The sequence below is a fragment of the Bacillus sp. CH30_1T genome, from assembly GCF_008364765.1.
GTDB lineage: Bacteria > Bacillota > Bacilli > Bacillales > Bacillaceae_B > Rossellomorea.
Genome location: NZ_VTUY01000007.1, coordinates 266100 through 283758, shown reverse-complemented (window position 1 = coordinate 283758; position 17659 = coordinate 266100). Strand labels below are relative to the sequence as shown.

Genomic DNA, 17659 nt, shown 5'->3' with positions numbered 1-17659 from the left:
TCTTTTTTCACAAAGAAATGAGCCAAGTTTTCATGCATTAAAAGAATACCTTTTTATCTCTTTCATCCTTAAGAATTTCGACTGCTTCACGGAAGCGTTGGGAGTGAACGATTTCACGCTCCCTTAAAAACCGCAAACCATCATTCAAATCAGGATCGTCACTCATATTTATGATCCACTGATAGGTAGCCCTTGCTTTCTCTTCAGCTGCTATATCCTCATATAAATCAGCAATCGGATCCCCTTTAGCCGCTATATAGGCTGTAGTAAACGGCACACCTGCAGCATTGTGATAGAAGATCGCTCCATCATGATTAACATAATGAGGGTCAAGTCCAGCGTCCTTCATCTGCTGAGGAGTTGCATCTTTAACTAATTTATAAACCATTGTAGCGATCATTTCCAAATGAGCAAACTCCTCCGTACCAATATCCGTTAACAATCCGATGACTTTGTCAGGGATGGTATAGCGTTGATTAAGATACCTTAGGGCAGCAGCAAGTTCTCCGTCAGCACCGCCGTATTGTTCAATCAGAAATTTTGCCAGTTTAGGATTGCATGTACTTACTCTGACCGGATATTGAAGTTTTTTCTCGTACACCCACATTTTCATGCACCTCCTAAAATATTAAACTTGCCATGGCCATGGAGCATCCTTCCAATCCCATGGGTAATTGGAGTAGCTATATCCAAAGTTTGTCAAAGGACCAAATTCCTTTTCGAATTTCTTCTTAATTTGTTTTCGCGTTTTGATATACATATTAAATTGAGAGATTGCATCATAATCTTCAGGGTGTGTATCCAGGTAAAGGGTTAGGTCAAGAATCACGAAATCTACGGCTTGTAACTCTTCCAGCACTTCATAATAATGGGGGGGAAGCTGTTTCATGTCAGTCTATTCTCCCTTCATCTGTTCATACGGACTATAGTAGGGATCATAAAACACTTTCCATAGAGTACCTTTTTGTAACGCTTCTTTTGGTGAATATTGCTCCAGGTTGGGAGGTTGAAACCCTAAGTAAAGATTAGGGGGCGTTGAATAGACTTTCCGGGTAATAGGCTTACACGGATCGAATGGGCTTACATATGGGTAATAAGCTTTGTGAAATTCGTGCACGATAATCCCTCCTTTAAAGAAAATCCTTCGTAACAACATATGAAGTAGGTAAATAGAACATGTTAATTAATTTAAATTCATAAATAGGAAGGGGAAATTTGTGAAAATGTTGAATACTAAAGATGTAGGATATTAATGAAGAGGTGGTCAAATGTTTGTAAAAAGTGCCATGATACCGAAACACAAATGCTATGTGGTAGATGAAAATGATTCGATTGAAAAGACCCTTACAGTACTGGAACACCATAAAATCGATGGAGTGCCGGTACTCTCGAATGAAGAATTTAAAGGGGTGGCAACACGCTACAATATTTATCAGAGCTTCTTCCTTTCAGGAATGGATAAAGAAGCCTTTCTTAAGGAGAAAAAGGTTCGTGATATTATTGCCGATACCGACAAATATATAACCGATAAAGATGTATTCGAAAATGCATTGGTCCAATTGAAGGATTCTCCGATTCTTCCAGTCGTAGGACCGGATAATAACTTCCTTGGATTAATAACCCGCTTTGATGTACTTGATCAATTCAGAAGTGCATTTGGTATGGATCAAAAGGGAGTGCGAATCGCCTTTTCTTCTGTAGAAACAGAAGGACGGATTGCCCGTCTTGGAGATATCATCCAGCAGTACTCGGAATCGGTTATTTCCCTGGTTACCTTTGATGAAACTGATAAATTATTACGACGTATCGTACTAAAGGTCGAAAAGAAGGGCAATATGGATAAATTCCTCAATAAGCTGGAGAAATCAGGATTCCGTATACTTGATATTCATGAAGATGAATAATTTACTGAAACCCTGTATGAAAAAAAATCCCTCTCATAAGATTTATGGGAGGGATTTTTTTGATCAATCATACTTTTAAACTGCTTATCACGTTTCTATTAGGGTACCTATTCATTAAATGGTTTCCGGCTGCAGAATTGCTTGACATCTCTGAGTTCATTGTTGAGTTAGTCTTAAATCCCGTGCCATTCTTTGCGGCAATGATGGCCTTTATGGTGGGGTTAATGGTTCAAGGGAATTTATTGAAATTTGAAATATTTTCTATTCTAAGATTAATGAACGGTAAACTACATAAAGAGTTAATCTTCATCCCATTTCATATAGGTATCATCTATTTGCTGAGCAGTTTTGGGATGTGGCAAACACTGATTTTTTCCTTCTTATCCATCTTTTATGGTATTATTTCTATAGATTTCCACCGACAAGGAGGCCACAATGCTTGAATTTATTATGTTTTTATTAGTAGGGGGAGTCAGTCTCCTCTTTTTTATGTTATATGAAGCACGTAGAAATGTTGTGAAAATGGAGAAGGTAAAGCTTCCTGCCCTTCCTGATAATATGGGCACGATTTCCATCTTTTTTATATCTGATATACATAAGCGGGAAGTGTCAAACGGAATTATTGATGAAGTGAAAGGAAAAGCTGATTTTGTCATCATTGGCGGGGATCTTATGGAAAAAGGAGTGCCCTACTCGAGAGTTGAGCAAAACTTAGATAAACTGTTGACACTGGGTACGGTTTATTTTGTTTGGGGCAATAATGATCATGAAGTGAATACGAACAGGCTGAAGGATATATTTAAACAAAAGGGAATCATTGAAATTGTAAATGATTCAGTTAAGGTACCTATTCATAACGGGAAGATTAATATGATCGGAGTGGACGATGCGAGTACGCAGAGAGCTTCTTACTCTTCTGCACTGAAAAAAACAATTCCACATGAATTTAATATTTTAATCAGTCATGACCCTAGGCTTGTGAGGCAGGTACGAAAAGAAGAGGGAATTGACTTGATGTTGAGTGGCCATACACACGGTGGACAAATTCGTTTGTTTGGATGGGGACTGTATAAAAAAGGAAGACTTGAAAAGCTCCCACAGACCACCATATTAGTAAGTAACGGCTATGGGACAACTGCGCTTCCATTACGCTTGGGAGCTCCGGCAGAAACCCATTTACTGAAAATCGAAAAGGAATGAAATGAACATTTGTTGTTCATTACCTGTACAAGTTTTACACAATGCAGTTTCTCGATTATAATTTTAGAGAGTAGAGATTTACTTTGGGGGACTATTTATGAGCAATGACAAGAAGTTAGAAGGCAAATACAATATAAAAGCTGTGTCCACAATCTTAGGAATACAACCAGGTACATTAAGAGCATGGGAGAGAAGATATCAGATAATTGCTCCTGTACGTAATGAATCAGGTCATCGTTTGTACACAGACCAACATTTAAATATATTAAAATGGCTGGTTGAGAAGGTCAATCGGGGATTTACCATTAGTCAGGCTGTTGCTTTACTTGACAAACAAGAGCTTGAAGAAAATGAGATTGCATCCTCTGAACGAAAGGACCGTACTCAGAGCATCTCGGATGATTTGTTAAAAGCACTCTTAAGGTTTAATGAAACAAAATCTCATGAATTAATCAACCAATCGTTTGCTGTTTACACGATTGATAAAGTGGTGATTGATATCCTTGGCAGCTTGCTGGTTAAAATCGGAGACCTGTGGGAGAACGGGAAGATCACGACGGCCCACGAGCATTTTGCAACATCGATACTTAGATCCCGTATCGGTATCATCATGCACTCTTTTCCACACAACGGAATCTTACCTAAAGTTGTAGCCGTTTGCGGACCTGAAGAATGGCATGAATTAGGATTGTTAATCTTTACTCTCTATGTAAGAAGAAAGGGATTTGAAGTAATCTACTTAGGCTCCAGCATTAAAGAAAATGATATCGACATCGTACTTGACGAAGTCGATCCTAAGTTTCTATTCTTCTCCTGCACCTTAAAGGAGAATGTAGACAACCTGTTGTCACTCGTAACTTCATTAAAGGATAATCGGGAAGGCCTGGAAATTGGAATAGGCGGCTTTGCTGTAGACCATCTCCCCAATGACAAGAAAGAAGAATTTCAGGAACACATTGTCGGACAATCCCAATCTGATTGGGAACTTTGGCTGAAAAGTAAATTATAATTGGATTATGCACTGTTTTCTGCCCCTTACATAGTATGGTGATAAATCGTCACACTCTAGGGGGTACGAAGATGAAGCTTGAAAGAATTTCAGACAACAAAATAAAATTTTCCATTAGTGTGGAAGAATTAGAGCAAAAAGGCTTATTTGAACAAGACCAATGGAAAGATTCCTATATGTGGCATGATCTTTTTGAAGATATGTTAGATGAAGTTCAGGGCAAGTTCGGCATTGAAACACAAATGGAAATCACCGTGGAGATTGAGTCATTTGATGATCAGGAAATCTGCATGATCCTCACATTAGAGTCAGAAGATGACTTTTCTGATTGGGAAGACGAAAGTGGAATCATGAAGTCCATGAATGATCATGATGTGCTCGTTTACTTTGATGATTTTGAGGATGTACTGGACCTCCTTAAACGCATTAACGAATTGAACAAAGTGAACAACCGCGTTATACAATTAAGCATTTATTATTATGAAAAAAACTATTACTTACTTATTGAAAATCTATTGGAATACGATAGCTTGGTCATGGAGGCTATTTGCGCTGAATACGGTCAGCAATCAAAGACCACGAAACATATCCTCATGGAGTATGGCCGTGCTGTTTTAATAAAAGATTCCATTGATAAAATACTGTTTTATTTTTGATCATGTGTGTTGAAGCGAATCTTCCCCCCCTTTTAGATATATGTTTTATTATGATTTATAAGAAAAATAGACATTATTTTGCACTTTTAGGTTGTTTCCTGGAAGTGTTTTTTGTTATGGAGATGGTCGTTGTGATTACTTGTATGGCCCTGATCAAGCCGCCTCCGCTTTTCGCGATGTCCAGCTCTGGCGGCTAGCCCCTCGAGGTCATAAGTCAAGCCCACCAAAAAGGCAAAGAACGCCTTTCCGGTGGGCTCGCCATATGCTTGTCGGGCCTGATCAAGCCGCCTCCGCTTTTCGTGATGTCCAGCTCCAGGGCTTAGAGGCTCGAGGTCATAAGTCAGCCCCACCAAAAAGGCAAAGAGCACCTTTCCGGTGGGGCCGCCTTATGCTTGTCGGGCCTTCCCAAGCCGCCTCCGCTTTTCGCGATGTCCAGCTCCGGCGGCTAGTCCCTCGAGGTCATAAGTCAAGACCACCAAAAAGGCAAAGAGCGCCTTTCCGGTGGTCTTGACTTATGCTTGTCGGGCCTACCAAAGCCGCCTCCGCTTTTCGTTTATGACAGCGTTTTCAAAAAAATCCTCTTTTTTTGATTTTCCTTCTTTGCAAGAAGAATTCAAACGTGTATACTATGTCATGAAAGCGGACGAGGTTCCGTTAAACAGTGAAGCATACTGGGAGGTTTACATAAATGGTAGCCGATAAGGGGAAAGAAAATCACCAAACATCTGATCAACACGATGTATTGAAATCTACACAAACGGTTATTCATCTTGCACTTGATAAATTGGGGTATTCACAAGAAGTATATGAATTATTAAAAGAACCTGTACGAATGTTAACGGTTAAAATACCAGTCCGGATGGATGATGGAAAAGTAAAAGTTTTCACGGGATACCGTGCTCAACATAATGATGCAGTTGGACCAACAAAAGGTGGTATTCGATTTCACCCAAATGTAACTGAAAAAGAAGTTAAAGCGCTTTCCATATGGATGAGCTTGAAATGTGGAATTGTAGACCTTCCGTACGGTGGAGGTAAAGGGGGGATCATTTGTGATCCCCGGGATATGTCATTTAGAGAGCTAGAGCGATTAAGTCGTGGTTATGTTCGCGCAATCAGCCAAATTGTTGGACCATCTAAAGATATTCCCGCTCCCGATGTTTTTACAAACTCGCAAATCATGGCGTGGATGATGGACGAATACAGTCGAATTGATGAGTATAATTCTCCAGGGTTTATTACAGGGAAACCATTGGTGCTTGGGGGTTCCCATGGTCGTGAAACGGCAACTGCGAAGGGCGTGACGATTTGTATTCATGAAGCAGCCAAGAAAATAGGAATAAAGCTTAAAGGGGCGAGAGTAGTCGTTCAAGGCTTTGGTAATGCCGGAAGCTTCCTTGCAAAGTTTATGCATGATGCAGGAGCAAAAGTGATTGGGATTTCTGATGCTTACGGTGGACTTCATGACAAAGATGGGCTGGATATTGATTATTTGCTGGATCGTCGGGATAGTTTTGGAACGGTTACGAAACTATTTAATAATACGATAACAAATGAAGAACTATTAGAGCTGGACTGTGACATTCTCGTGCCTGCAGCAATTGAGAATCAGATCACAGAAAAAAATGCTCACAATATTCGGGCAAGTATTGTGGTAGAAGCTGCGAACGGCCCGACAACATTAGAGGCAACAAAAATTTTAACAGAGCGAGGAATTTTATTAGTGCCAGATGTTTTAGCTTCATCAGGCGGAGTAACGGTTTCTTACTTTGAATGGGTACAAAATAATCAAGGATATTATTGGTCTGAAGAAGAAGTTGAAGAAAAGCTGGAAAAGATACTAGTCAGCTCCTTTAATAATGTATATGAAACTTCCCAGTCCAGACGAGTCGATATGAGACTCGCTGCATATATGGTAGGGGTAAGAAAGATGGCCGAAGCATGCCGGTTCAGAGGTTGGATTTAATTCAAGTTTAGGATGAGATGAATGACATCTCATCCTTTTTCAATTCTATATAATGGCTCATTACAATAATTTCAGCTGAAATTAGAAATCATACTACTGATGGAGATCCTGAGGTTCGAGTGCTTCCTTTTGACCAAATCGTAATCTTATTCCATAATAATTGGGTAGAAAATAATTTAACATCTGAAGTGAACGAACGTAAATTACCATTCAGATAGAGGAATTGAAGGAGTGTCTGAATTTGAAAATGGAAGAATGCATTATTGTAGGTGGGGGACCATGTGGGTTGTCAGCTGCTATTAGATTAAAAGAAATGGGAATCGATCCTTTAATCATTGAAAAAGGGAATATCGTGAATGCCATTTACCACTATCCCACTCATCAAACGTTTTTTTCATCAAGTGAAAAGCTCGAAATTGGTGACGTTCCTTTTGTTATTGAAGAGCACAAACCAAGGCGAAATCAAGCACTCGTGTATTATCGTGAAGTAGCGAAGCGGAAAGAATTAAGAATCAATCGATTCGAAACAGTTCATAAGGTAGAGAAGCAAGACGGCCGTTTTTCCGTTTCCACCTCAAGGGGAACGTATGAAAGTAAATACATCGTCATTGCGACCGGTTACTATGATCATCCCAATTATTTAGGGATTCCAGGAGAGAAATTAGAGAAAGTCTTTCATTATTTTAAAGAAGCACATCCCTTTTTTGACACAGATGTGGTTGTGATTGGAGGGAAGAACTCAGCGGTTGATGCGGCACTTGAATTGAATAAAGCGGGAGCAAGAGTCACTGTCTTATACCGGGGAAGCGAGTACTCGAAAAGTGTTAAGCCCTGGATACTCCCTAACTTTGATGCGCTTGTTAGAAATGGTGAGGTAATGATGGAATTCAACGCGTGTGTAGAGGAGATCACAGAGGACTCTGTCACCTACAAGGTAAATGGTGAGAAAATAGAAATCAAAAATGACTTTGTGTTTGCAATGACAGGTTATCACCCGGATCATAGCTTTCTGACGAAAATGGGAATAATTATTGACAAGGATACAGGACGACCTGCTTTTCATCAAGAAACGATGGAAACGAATGTAGAAGGAATCTATATTGCAGGTGTCATTGCTGCGGGAAACAATGCGAATGAGATCTTTATTGAAAATGGTCGATTGCATGGCGGATTGATCGCTGAATCCATTACACAAAAAGAAAAATGACAAAGGAAAGAGGCTCCGCTGTGAGCCTCTTTCTTTCATGATGGTTGTTTATGATCCTGGTGGAATGAAATCTTTAATTTTTGAAAATCGTTTCTAATTCTTTAATGTCATCAGTTTGGGACAGGGCCACCATTAACTTGATTCTTGCTTTTTGTCCATTTAGGCCATTTGAGAAGATAACCCCTTTTTCTTTCAGTTGTTTCCCCCCTCCTGAATAGCCGTATATATCCTGAACAATCCCATTAAAGCATCTCGAAACCAATACAACCGGGATATTAGCAGCTAACAGTCCGTTAATTCCATCGACCGTATCCGGCGGTAGATTTCCTTGTCCTAATGCTTCGATTACAACCCCATCGTACTGTAAGTCTTTTATGGCAACTAATAAGCCTGAGTCCATACCGGCGTATGCTTTGATCAGTGTAACTCTCTTGGAAATGTCACAAACCTGATAATGCTCATTCGATGTCGGCTGGTGATGAAAAAGAACTCCTCTTTTAGTCACAATCCCGATTGGACCATACTGTGGGCTTTGAAAGGTAGATACATTGCTTGTGTGAGTTTTCGTCACGTTCTTAGCAGAGTGGATTTCGTCATTCAGGACGACTAAGACCCCCTTGTTCTTGGATTGGTCATCAGCTGCTACCCGAACGGATGATATGAGGTTATACAGACCGTCCGCTCCAATCTCATTACTTGATCTCATTGCCCCTGTGACGACAAGGGAGACTGGAAGAGAAAGGGTTAAATCCAGGAAGTAGGCAGTTTCTTCGAGCGTATCTGTTCCGTGGGTAATGACGACTCCGTCAAATGATTTTTCCCTATATTTCGTTTCGATTATCTCTTTTAATTGCTGCATATGCTCTGGTGTAATATGGGGGGAAGGCAGATGAAATGCTTCTAAGACCGTTAGATTTGCTAAATTCGATACAATAGATGTTTGTACCGAAAGGGGGTTTTCCTTCCCGGGAGTGACTGCTCCAGTTTGTTCGTCTTCCATCATGGAGATGGTACCTCCTGTATGTATGACCAAAATATCTTTCTTCATCATTCATTCCTCCAACCAAATAAATTCCTGTTTCCATTCCTACATTAACATGATACGATTAAGAAAACAGAAAGAAAAGAGGACTTTTTTATGCTGGTGATTTTATCAGCGGGTATAGCACCAGGATTAGCATTGCTAAGTTACTTTTATTTACGGGATGAATATGAGGCGGAACCTATTACGCTAGTGTTCAAAACCTTTATGTATGGGGCCCTTATCACCTTTCCTATTATGTTTTTACAATATGTTTTAGAAGTTGAAGGAATCATTGATTCAAATTGGTCTACGGCATTCATTTCTTCCGGGCTTTTAGAAGAATTTTTCAAATGGTTTATTTTAATGTTTGCTATTTTCCAACATGTTGATTTTAATGAACCTTACGACGGCATTATCTATGGTGCAAGTGTGTCACTCGGATTTGCTACTATTGAAAATATTTTGTATTTGGTTGCTAACGGTGTTGAACATGCATTTGGAAGAGCGATCCTTCCTGTTTCAAGTCATGCGTTGTTCGGTGTCATTATGGGATATTACTTAGGAAAAGCAAAGTTTTCCTCCAGTGAAGAAAGACATAAGTGGCTTTTCATTGCGATTTCTGTGCCCCTACTGTTACATGGAACATATAATTACATCTTTTTAGCGGAGAAAAACTGGATCTATTATATGGTACCGTTTATGTTTTTCTTATGGTGGCTTGGTTTGAAGAAAGTGAAAAGTGCTCATCGATTAACTGAAAAGAAATACACGGGTACTGATTTAGAAAAAGAAATTATTTAAAAGGACGCTTTCTATTTAAAGCGTCTTTTTTGCATTTTTAGGTCCCTGATTTCTCCCTCGCAATAAAAAACCGCCTTTAGCAAAGACGGTTCAATAGAATATTTACTTGTATGCAGCTGCAAGATCCGTTTTAGGTGCCTCTTTCCGTTTCACTTCATCAATTTTATTCACGAACATTTGAAACACTTTTCTTTTTTCGTCCAATTCACGTATGTATTCCTTCAGTTCATTGTACTTTTCTTCAAATGGCTTATGATACATTTCCCTGATATTTTCGATGATTTCCTCATTCACCGTTGATTGAATGACTTGCTTTGTAATGCCGTACTTATAGGAATACACCTTCAATTCCTTCTTTATCTCTTCATAGTCAGTATTAATCTGATCCAACACTTCTGAAATATCTTCTTTCCACTCATCTAATGATTTCGCTAAATAGTCCTCCATCTTGACCTCCCACTATTATTAAATTTGGTATGAAGTAATCCTCATTCTATTATAACTCTGATTGTTTACACGGCTTTTGCTGGGACATTACAGAGTCTTATCAATGATGTGGGAGGTTGTTTTCTAAAATTTATTATTCACTTGTATAAAATGGGAGCCTCTACAAAAACTAGAGTTAATGTTAATTGAAGATATGGAGGTTAAAGCATTATGAATAGTCGTTTCAAATTGATTTCTACTTCAGTCGTCATGGTGCTTATGTGTTCTCTTTTTATGATTTCGTCTGAAGGAGAGAAGGCAGACGCTTTTACGAATCAAGTGATACAACATGGCGCAACAGGTGAGGATGTAATCGAGCTGCAATCCAGACTTCAATATATCGGGTACTATAACGGTGATATTGATGGAGTCTTTGGGTGGGGCACATATTGGGCACTGAGAAACTTTCAATATGAGTTCGGACTTCCCATTGATGGGTTGGCAGGAGAGAAAACGAAACAAAAATTGGTGAAAGCCTCAAAGTATAACAAGCAATTTGTAAAAGAACAAATTGAAAAAGGCAACAATTTCAGTCATTATGGCGGAACAGATTTAAATAAACAAAAAGGTCCGGGGACTGGAGGCGGAACATCCGGTGGAAAAGCAGCTCCTCAAAAGAAACCTGCTCCAAAACCAACGCCAACTCCATCCAAACCAACGGCAGTGAACACACCTAATGGATTTTCACAGAACGACATTCAACTTATGGCAAATGCCGTATATGGAGAAGCACGTGGTGAGCCGTATGAAGGACAAGTTGCAGTAGCGGCCGTTATTCTCAATCGGATAGACAGTTCTGCATTCCCGAATACAGCTGCAGGGGTCATTTTTGAACCGGGTGCCTTTACAGCTGTAGCAGACGGTCAGATATGGCTAACACCAAATGAAAAAGCGAAAGAAGCGGTTTTGGATGCCATAAACGGCTGGGATCCTTCTTCAAGTGCTCTCTATTACTTTAACCCTGTGACAGCAACAAGCAAGTGGATTTGGTCACGTCCACAAATCAAGAAAATAGGAAAGCACATATTCTGTAGTTAAAGAGGTGAAGTAAATTGCTACGTGTCATTTTAATAACAGTGCTCGTCCTTGGTGTTGCAGGAACCGCATTCTGGGGATACCAAGAGCATCAAGAAAAAAATGCGATATTAATCAATGCTGAAAATAACTATCAAAGGGCGTTTCATGAGTTAACTTATCAAGTGGATCTGCTTCACGATAAGATTGGTTCAACTCTTGCCATGAATTCAAGGAAATCATTGTCTCCGGCACTAGCCGATGTGTGGAGATTAACTTCTCAGGCACACAGCGATGTAGGGCAGCTTCCCTTAACCCTGCTTCCTTTTAATAAAACAGAGGAATTCTTAAGTAATATCGGAGATTTTAGTTACCGGGTGGCAGTGCGAGATTTAGACAAGAATCCATTAACGGATAAAGAATATAAATCACTTGAAAATTTATATGAACAAAGTGCTGATATTCAGAATCAGTTAAGAAAGGTCCAACATCTGGTTATGGAGAACAACCTGAGATGGATGGATGTTGAGCTTGCTTTGGCGTCAGGAAATGAACAGGCCGATAACACCATTATCGATGGCTTTAAAACCGTTGAAAAGAATGTATCTGGATATGATGAAGCAAACTTTGGTTCTACAACATTTGTGAATACTGAGAAGAAAGACCAAAATTTTCAGAAGATAAAAGGGAAAGAGATTTCAAAGGATGAGGCTGTTTCAATCTTAAGAAAATATTCCGGGATAAATGAAAAGACTGATGCAAAGGTAACAAAGAGCGGGAAAGGCTCTGACTACAAATTTTATAGTGTTACGTTAGAAAAAGGTAAAACACACGCAAGTATGGATGTAACTCAAAAAGGTGGATATCCAATCTGGTATATTAACAATCGGGAAGTCCAAAAAGCAAAAATCAGCTTAAATAAAGCGGCTGAGAAAGCGACTGCCTTCCTCAAGGATAACGACTTTGAAAAATTAGAACTATTTGAAAGTGCACAGTATGACAACATAGGGATTTTCACATATGTGACAGTATTGGATGGTGTAAGAGTTTATCCAGACTCTGTTAAAATAAAGGTCGCATTAGATAATGGACAAATAGTCGGATTTGCTGCCGAAGAATATTTGAAGAATAATCATGACAGAGAAATCGGACAACCGTCCATTACTCAAGCGGAAGCTAAAGAAACGACAAACCCTAATCTTAAAGTAATGGAAGAACGTAAAGCGGTAATTGTGAATGATCTTAATGAAGAAGTACTCTGTTACGAATTCTTAGGGATGCTGGGTAAGGATACCTTTAGAATATTTATCAATGCAAACACAGGAGAAGAAGAAAAAGTAGAGAAGCTCAGAAAAGCGGAACCGATTTATGAAGAAGTCGTCTAAGCTTTTAAAGGAGGCTGGGACAAAAGTGTTTTAGCCTAACTAAAACCCGAACTAATTTGCATTCTAAGTGGCAAATTAGTTCGGGTTATTAATTTGTTCAAATGGACATTTAGATGTAGCTCTTTCTAGCGGTTGATTGGAGTGCAAGACGAAGACTCCTGCGGGAAGAGTAGCTTATGTGAGACCCCGCAGGCTTGCCGAGGAGGCTCACGGGCTACCCGCGGAAAGCGAAGTCTTGCACGGAAATCATTAGCGGTATTAAGTGCCTACACTCAAATGGTCGTCTTTATTTGGTGGTTTTTTAGTTTTGTCCCAGCCTCCTATTCTTTAGATGTGGAAAAATTCAGAATAGAGATTCAAAAAGGTATGGAAAGGTGAGGAAGGTCATGCCATAATATAGATACATAAAATGGGAAAGTGGGAGTATTGTACTATGATAAAAGCAGGTACCACATTACAGTTGGAACCCATACATAATGATACATTTGAACGGTATAGGTGTCGGGTCGTTGAGATCGGGGAAGAAGGGCTTTATATCGATTACCCTATTCATACAAAAACAGAGAAAGCCGTTTTCTTAATAAATGGTACACAACTCAAAGCAAGCTTCATCGTTAATGAGCAGACGGTACTTATGTTTGAAACAGAAGTAAAGGGCCGTAAACTATCCAAAATACCGATGATCCACATTCATTATCCAGGTGAGGAAGGTTTAGAAAAGGTCCAAAGAAGACAGTTTGTACGAGTAGAAGCGAACACAGATATCTCAATAAAAATAAATGAGGGTTATTTTCCAACGATTACAGAGGATATCAGTGCAGGAGGATGCGCGGTATTAGTGAGAGAGGGGATGGACCTGAAAAGTGGTTCTAACATATCTACGACCATCGTCTTGCCTATGCAAACGGGTGAGAACAAGTATGTAGAAATAGAAGGTAAAGTTATCCGCATCTGGGAAAAAAGCCGCAAAAAAGTTGCAAGTATCGAATTTGTTCATTTAAATGAAAATCAACGACAGCTAATTTTAAGATATTGCTTTGAAAGACAGTTGAACTTACGAAAAAAAGGGATACTTGAATAAAATTCCATAATTTACACATACTTTTTCTATGAATAGGAAAAGGGTGAGAACAATTAAATCCGTTGAGCGAATATTAATCAAATTAGTCATTTTACATTTCATTTTATTAATAGCAGTCCAATTTGTTATCCATGAATTAAATATCCTTCCGGAGCTCAATAAAATCGTTTTTTATGAAGGCGTCGAAAAAATGGAGTACAGCGAAATAGTCGAAACCTTATCAGGTAAAGCAGGTAATTAATTGCCTGCTCTTTTTTTGAATAAAGATTCTTTCAACCTGATGTGAGATTTATGTTAAAATAGGTAAGAAAATTATTAGGAAATTAAGTAGGTGGATTATTTGAAGAAATTAAGAATTGCGATTGATGGTCCTGCAGCTGCGGGGAAAAGTACAGTGGCAAAAATTGTAGCAGGGAAATTATCTTATCTTTATATTGATACTGGGGCGATGTACCGTTCATTAACATATAAAGCTTTGAAACTGAATATAGATTTGCATGATGAAAATGAGTTGAAGGAATTATTAGCTCAAACAAAAATCACGCTTGAACCGACTGAAGATGGCCAAATTGTGTATGTAGACGGGGAAAATGTCACAGATGAAATTCGTCAAGCCGCCGTTACCAATTCAGTATCTCATGTGGCCGTTCATTCTCAAGTTAGAGAAGAGATGGTGAATAGGCAGCAGCAGTTGGCTAAACAAGGTGCTGTTGTAATGGACGGAAGAGATATCGGGACCCATGTTATTCCCGACGCTGAAATTAAAGTATTTTTACTTGCAAGTGTAGATGAAAGAGCCCAAAGAAGACATGAAGAAAACATTTCGAAAGGGTTCCCTTCTGATCTGGAACAATTAAAAGTAGAAATTGCCCGCCGTGACAAGATCGATTCAGAAAGAGAAGTGGCTCCACTTAAGAAAGCGGACGACGCAACTGAAATAGATACAACTTCACTTTCCATCCCTGAAGTAGTGGATCAAATTATGCTGTTAGTAGAAAGGAAAGGTTAATGTGAACTTGTATTCATTTGCTAAAGGTCTCGTAAAATCGATTCTTTCCCCACTCTATCGCATTGAGGTCAAAGGATTAGAGCATTTCCCTGAAGAGGGGGGAGTCTTATTATGCACCAACCATATTGATAACTTTGACCCCCCGGTGGTGGGGATTTCAGCTCCCAGACCTGTTTCTTTTATGGCTAAAGAAGAGCTTTTCAGTGTCCCGGTATTAGGTAAGCTATTACCCGATTTACGGGCATTCCCGGTGAAAAGGGGAATGAGTGACCGTGAAGCACTCCGAAAAGGTTTGCAGGTCCTTAAACAAGGAGATGTTTTAGGACTGTTCCCAGAGGGTACTAGAAGTAAAACAGGTAAAATAGGTAAGGGATTAGCAGGAGCAGGTTTCTTTGCTCTTCGTTCCGATGCTTACGTTGTCCCTTGTGCAATCATTGGACCCTATAAGCCTTTCAGGAAATTAAAGGTCGTATTCGGGCCGCCTATTGCAATGGAGGGCATTCGAGAACAAAAACTGAATGCAGAGAAAACAACTGAAATTATTATGAAGCATATCGAAAAACTAATTCATGAGCATGAATAATATGAGCTTTCTCGCTTGACAAATAGTAGTATTTATTAGAAGTTAGTAGAAAGAATATTTTAAATTGTGAAGTCTCGCAATTATCAAAAATCTTTGCAGTCATGGATTAAGGAGGAGTACATAATGGAAGACATGAATGGAATTGAAGTGAAAAATCTTGAAATCGGTGAAAAAGTTAAAGGAACAGTCACTAAGGTTGAAGAAAAACAGGTCTTAGTCGACGTTCAAGATAGCAAAGTGGATGGCATCATTCCAATTAGTGAACTCTCAAGCCTTCATATCGAAAAAGCTTCTGATGTAGTCAGTGAAGGGGATGTACTTGAGTTAATCGTGACAAAAGTTGAAGAAGAACTTCTGGTTCTTTCTAAACGAAAAGTAGATGCTGAAAAAGCATGGGAAGAAATGAAGGTTCGCTTTGAAAGTGGCGACATCTTTGAAGCGGAAGTCAAAGATGTTGTGAAGGGCGGCCTTGTAGTTGATCTTGGAGTTAGAGGATTTGTTCCTGCATCATTAGTTGAGGACTATTATGTGGAAGATTTCTCGGACTATAAGGACAAAACATTGACGTTCAAGATTGTTGAATTGGATCAGGAAAAAAATCGTCTAATCCTATCACACCGGGCTGTTGTAGAAGAGGAAAAGCAACATCAGAAGAAGCAGCTTCTTACGGATATTGAATCTGGTGCTGTTCTTGAAGGTACAGTTCAGCGTATCACAGATTTCGGAGCGTTCGTAGACATTGGTGGAGTAGATGGATTGGTGCATATCTCCCAACTTTCTCACGAACACGTTGAAAAGCCTTCAGACGTAGTAACTGAAGGACAAAAAGTACAGGTTAAAGTTCTAAGCGTCGATCGTGACAACGAACGTATCTCTTTATCCATTAAAGAAACCCTGCCAGGACCTTGGAGTGATATTTCTGAGAAGGCGCCTAAAGGCAGTGTTCTGGACGGAGTGGTTAAACGCTTAGTATCATATGGAGCATTTGTAGAAGTGTTACCTGGCGTTGAAGGTCTTGTTCACATCTCTCAAATTTCACATAAGCATATCGGTACACCGCACGAAGTCCTTCAGGAAAACCAAGAAGTACAAGTGAAGGTATTGGATGTAAATGAGAATGATCAACGTTTATCTTTAAGCATCAAATCTCTTGAAGAAAAAGAGGAAGAAGTGACTGACTACGAAATGCCTGAAGAGAATACCGGCTTCCAATTAGGTGAAATGATTGGTGATAAATTAAAAGATCTTAAGTAATGGTGATGAATAGTGACAAGAGCTCAAAGAAAGCAAGACCACATTAATTACGCTTTATCAACTGGCCAACAACGAAGAACAGGTTTTGATGAAGTTGCTTTTGTCCACCAAAGCTTACCGAATATAGCAGTAGATGAAGTTCATCTACAGGCAGAGATTGGCGAACTTAATTGGAGTTCGCCAATTTTCATAAATGCTATGACAGGCGGCGGTGGTGAATCAACTTCTAAAATCAATGAAGAATTAACGATTCTTGCACGGGAAACAGGTCTGGCCATCGCTGTCGGATCTCAAATGTCCGCACTTAAAGACCCTTCAGAACGAAAAACGTACGAAATCGTTCGTCAACATAATCCAAATGGTATTATATTAGGGAATCTGGGAAGTGAATCAACTGTTCAACAGGCAAAAGATGCCGTAGAGATGATTAGTGCCAATGCGTTGCAAATCCATTTAAATGTCATACAAGAATTAACCATGCCCGAAGGTGACAGGGACTTCAGAGGGGCCATGGACAGAATACAGGAGATTGCTGAAAGTATTCCAGTACCTGTCATAGTGAAAGAAACGGGTTTTGGTATTAGTAAAGAGACTGCAGAATCCTTGTCCCACTCGAACATTTCAGCCATTGATGTGGGGGGATTCGGTGGTACCAACTTCTCTAAAATCGAAAATCAACGCAGAAAACGAATGTTGGAGTTCTTCGATGATTGGGGTATACCCACTGCCATTTCAATTGCTGAAAGTCATAAAGCATCCATCAAGCCGATTCTTGCTTCAGGTGGTATCCAAAATAGCTTAGACATCGTTAAGTCTCTAGGATTAGGAGCATCTGCAGTAGGGATGGCCGGCATCATTCTCAAGCAGCTTTTAGCCTCAGGGCTTGAAGACACCATTGAAGAAGTGAATCAAATTCATACGGATATTAAGTTCCTGATGAGTGCACTGGGGTGCAGGCGTCTAGAAAATCTTCACAGCGTTCCACTCGTGTTGTCAGGCGACGTGTTTCATTGGCTGGACGTTAGAGGATTGAATCCTGAAAGTTATAGCAATAGAACGTTTAATAAGTAAAAAGAGGCT

General features: G+C 39.5%; 22 protein-coding genes. 17 read left to right on the top strand and 5 right to left on the bottom strand.

Features of this window, described 5'->3' with window-relative positions; translation table 11 throughout:
* Window positions 1-37 precede the first annotated feature (37 nt).
* Genes F0342_RS16500 through F0342_RS16490 form a run of 3 tightly spaced genes read right to left on the bottom strand, consistent with a single transcriptional unit; the run spans window position 38 to window position 1117 of the window.
* Window positions 38-607, bottom strand: coding sequence for a manganese catalase family protein (locus F0342_RS16500; RefSeq protein WP_149156959.1), 570 nt, complete (start codon window positions 605-607; stop codon window positions 38-40).
* A gap of 21 nt (window positions 608-628) precedes the next feature.
* The gene (locus tag F0342_RS16495) at window positions 629-889 is read right to left on the bottom strand and encodes a spore coat protein CotJB (RefSeq protein WP_149156958.1); all 261 of its coding nucleotides are present in this window, start codon (window positions 887-889) and stop codon (window positions 629-631) included.
* A gap of 6 nt (window positions 890-895) precedes the next feature.
* Window positions 896-1117 carry a spore coat associated protein CotJA gene (locus F0342_RS16490; RefSeq protein WP_149156957.1) on the bottom strand — a complete coding sequence of 74 codons (222 nt, stop codon included), beginning with the start codon at window positions 1115-1117 and terminating at the stop codon, window positions 896-898.
* Between the two features lie 151 nt (window positions 1118-1268).
* Here F0342_RS16490 and F0342_RS16485 point away from each other — a divergent pair, with 151 nt between their 5' ends.
* The 7 genes from F0342_RS16485 (at window position 1269) to F0342_RS16455 (ending at window position 7942) form a co-directional block, all read left to right on the top strand.
* Window positions 1269-1904: a CBS domain-containing protein gene (locus F0342_RS16485; protein ID WP_149156956.1), complete on the top strand. Its 636-nt coding sequence runs from the start codon at window positions 1269-1271 to the stop codon at window positions 1902-1904.
* Window positions 1905-1963: 59 nt separating this feature from the next.
* Window positions 1964-2347 carry a hypothetical protein gene (locus tag F0342_RS16480; RefSeq protein ID WP_149156955.1) on the top strand — a complete coding sequence of 128 codons (384 nt, stop codon included), beginning with the start codon at window positions 1964-1966 and terminating at the stop codon, window positions 2345-2347.
* On the top strand, window positions 2340-3104 hold the full coding sequence (locus F0342_RS16475) for a metallophosphoesterase (protein WP_149156954.1): 765 nt from the start codon (window positions 2340-2342) through the stop codon (window positions 3102-3104). The genes F0342_RS16480 and F0342_RS16475 overlap by 8 nt, the downstream gene beginning before the upstream one ends.
* A 97-nt stretch (window positions 3105-3201) precedes the next feature.
* Entirely contained in the window at window positions 3202-4113 is a 912-nt protein-coding gene (locus F0342_RS16470) for a MerR family transcriptional regulator (protein WP_149156953.1), read from the top strand.
* Window positions 4114-4184: 71 nt separating this feature from the next.
* Window positions 4185-4769, top strand: a complete 585-nt coding sequence (locus F0342_RS16465; RefSeq protein WP_188048585.1) for an adaptor protein MecA — start codon at window positions 4185-4187, stop codon at window positions 4767-4769.
* Between the two features lie 688 nt (window positions 4770-5457).
* On the top strand, window positions 5458-6735 hold the full coding sequence (locus F0342_RS16460) for a Glu/Leu/Phe/Val family dehydrogenase (RefSeq protein WP_149156951.1): 1278 nt from the start codon (window positions 5458-5460) through the stop codon (window positions 6733-6735).
* 241 nt (window positions 6736-6976) lie between these two features.
* Window positions 6977-7942, top strand: a complete 966-nt coding sequence (locus F0342_RS16455) for a YpdA family putative bacillithiol disulfide reductase (protein ID WP_149156950.1) — start codon at window positions 6977-6979, stop codon at window positions 7940-7942.
* Window positions 7943-8015: 73 nt separating this feature from the next.
* Here F0342_RS16455 and F0342_RS16450 read toward each other — a convergent pair whose 3' ends face one another.
* Entirely contained in the window at window positions 8016-8993 is a 978-nt protein-coding gene (locus F0342_RS16450; protein ID WP_149156949.1) for an asparaginase, read from the bottom strand.
* 87 nt (window positions 8994-9080) lie between these two features.
* Between F0342_RS16450 and prsW the strand changes: the two genes are divergently transcribed.
* On the top strand, window positions 9081-9767 hold the full coding sequence (prsW, locus tag F0342_RS16445; RefSeq protein ID WP_149156948.1) for a glutamic-type intramembrane protease PrsW: 687 nt from the start codon (window positions 9081-9083) through the stop codon (window positions 9765-9767).
* 102 nt (window positions 9768-9869) lie between these two features.
* Here the strand turns inward: prsW and F0342_RS16440 are convergent, their stop codons facing one another.
* Window positions 9870-10214 (bottom strand): hypothetical protein, encoded by a 345-nt coding sequence (locus tag F0342_RS16440; protein ID WP_148970017.1) that lies wholly within the window; start codon window positions 10212-10214, stop codon window positions 9870-9872.
* Window positions 10215-10463: 249 nt separating this feature from the next.
* On the opposite strand from F0342_RS16440, the gene sleB reads away from it, so the two are divergent.
* From sleB to fni, 9 genes are all read left to right on the top strand, one after another.
* Window positions 10464-11291, top strand: coding sequence for a spore cortex-lytic enzyme (gene sleB / locus F0342_RS16435; RefSeq protein ID WP_262481780.1), 828 nt, complete (start codon window positions 10464-10466; stop codon window positions 11289-11291).
* Window positions 11292-11305: 14 nt separating this feature from the next.
* A complete protein-coding gene (gene ypeB, locus F0342_RS16430) occupies window positions 11306-12652 on the top strand; it encodes a germination protein YpeB (RefSeq protein WP_149156946.1) in 1347 nt (448 codons plus the stop codon).
* Window positions 12653-12784: 132 nt separating this feature from the next.
* Window positions 12785-13030 carry a hypothetical protein gene (locus tag F0342_RS25495; protein WP_149156945.1) on the top strand — a complete coding sequence of 82 codons (246 nt, stop codon included), beginning with the start codon at window positions 12785-12787 and terminating at the stop codon, window positions 13028-13030.
* A gap of 55 nt (window positions 13031-13085) precedes the next feature.
* A complete protein-coding gene (locus F0342_RS16420; RefSeq protein WP_149156944.1) occupies window positions 13086-13733 on the top strand; it encodes a flagellar brake protein in 648 nt (215 codons plus the stop codon).
* A gap of 28 nt (window positions 13734-13761) precedes the next feature.
* Entirely contained in the window at window positions 13762-13974 is a 213-nt protein-coding gene (locus F0342_RS16415; RefSeq protein ID WP_262481777.1) for a YpfB family protein, read from the top strand.
* Window positions 13975-14073: 99 nt separating this feature from the next.
* On the top strand, window positions 14074-14742 hold the full coding sequence (gene cmk / locus F0342_RS16410; RefSeq protein WP_149156943.1) for a (d)CMP kinase: 669 nt from the start codon (window positions 14074-14076) through the stop codon (window positions 14740-14742).
* A 1-nt stretch (window position 14743) separates the two neighbouring features.
* Window positions 14744-15325, top strand: a complete 582-nt coding sequence (locus F0342_RS16405; RefSeq protein ID WP_149156942.1) for a lysophospholipid acyltransferase family protein — start codon at window positions 14744-14746, stop codon at window positions 15323-15325.
* Window positions 15326-15445: 120 nt separating this feature from the next.
* Window positions 15446-16579 (top strand): 30S ribosomal protein S1, encoded by a 1134-nt coding sequence (gene rpsA, locus F0342_RS16400; protein ID WP_149157017.1) that lies wholly within the window; start codon window positions 15446-15448, stop codon window positions 16577-16579.
* Between the two features lie 12 nt (window positions 16580-16591).
* Window positions 16592-17650, top strand: a complete 1059-nt coding sequence (gene fni / locus F0342_RS16395; RefSeq protein ID WP_149156941.1) for a type 2 isopentenyl-diphosphate Delta-isomerase — start codon at window positions 16592-16594, stop codon at window positions 17648-17650.
* Window positions 17651-17659: the final 9 nt, after the last annotated feature.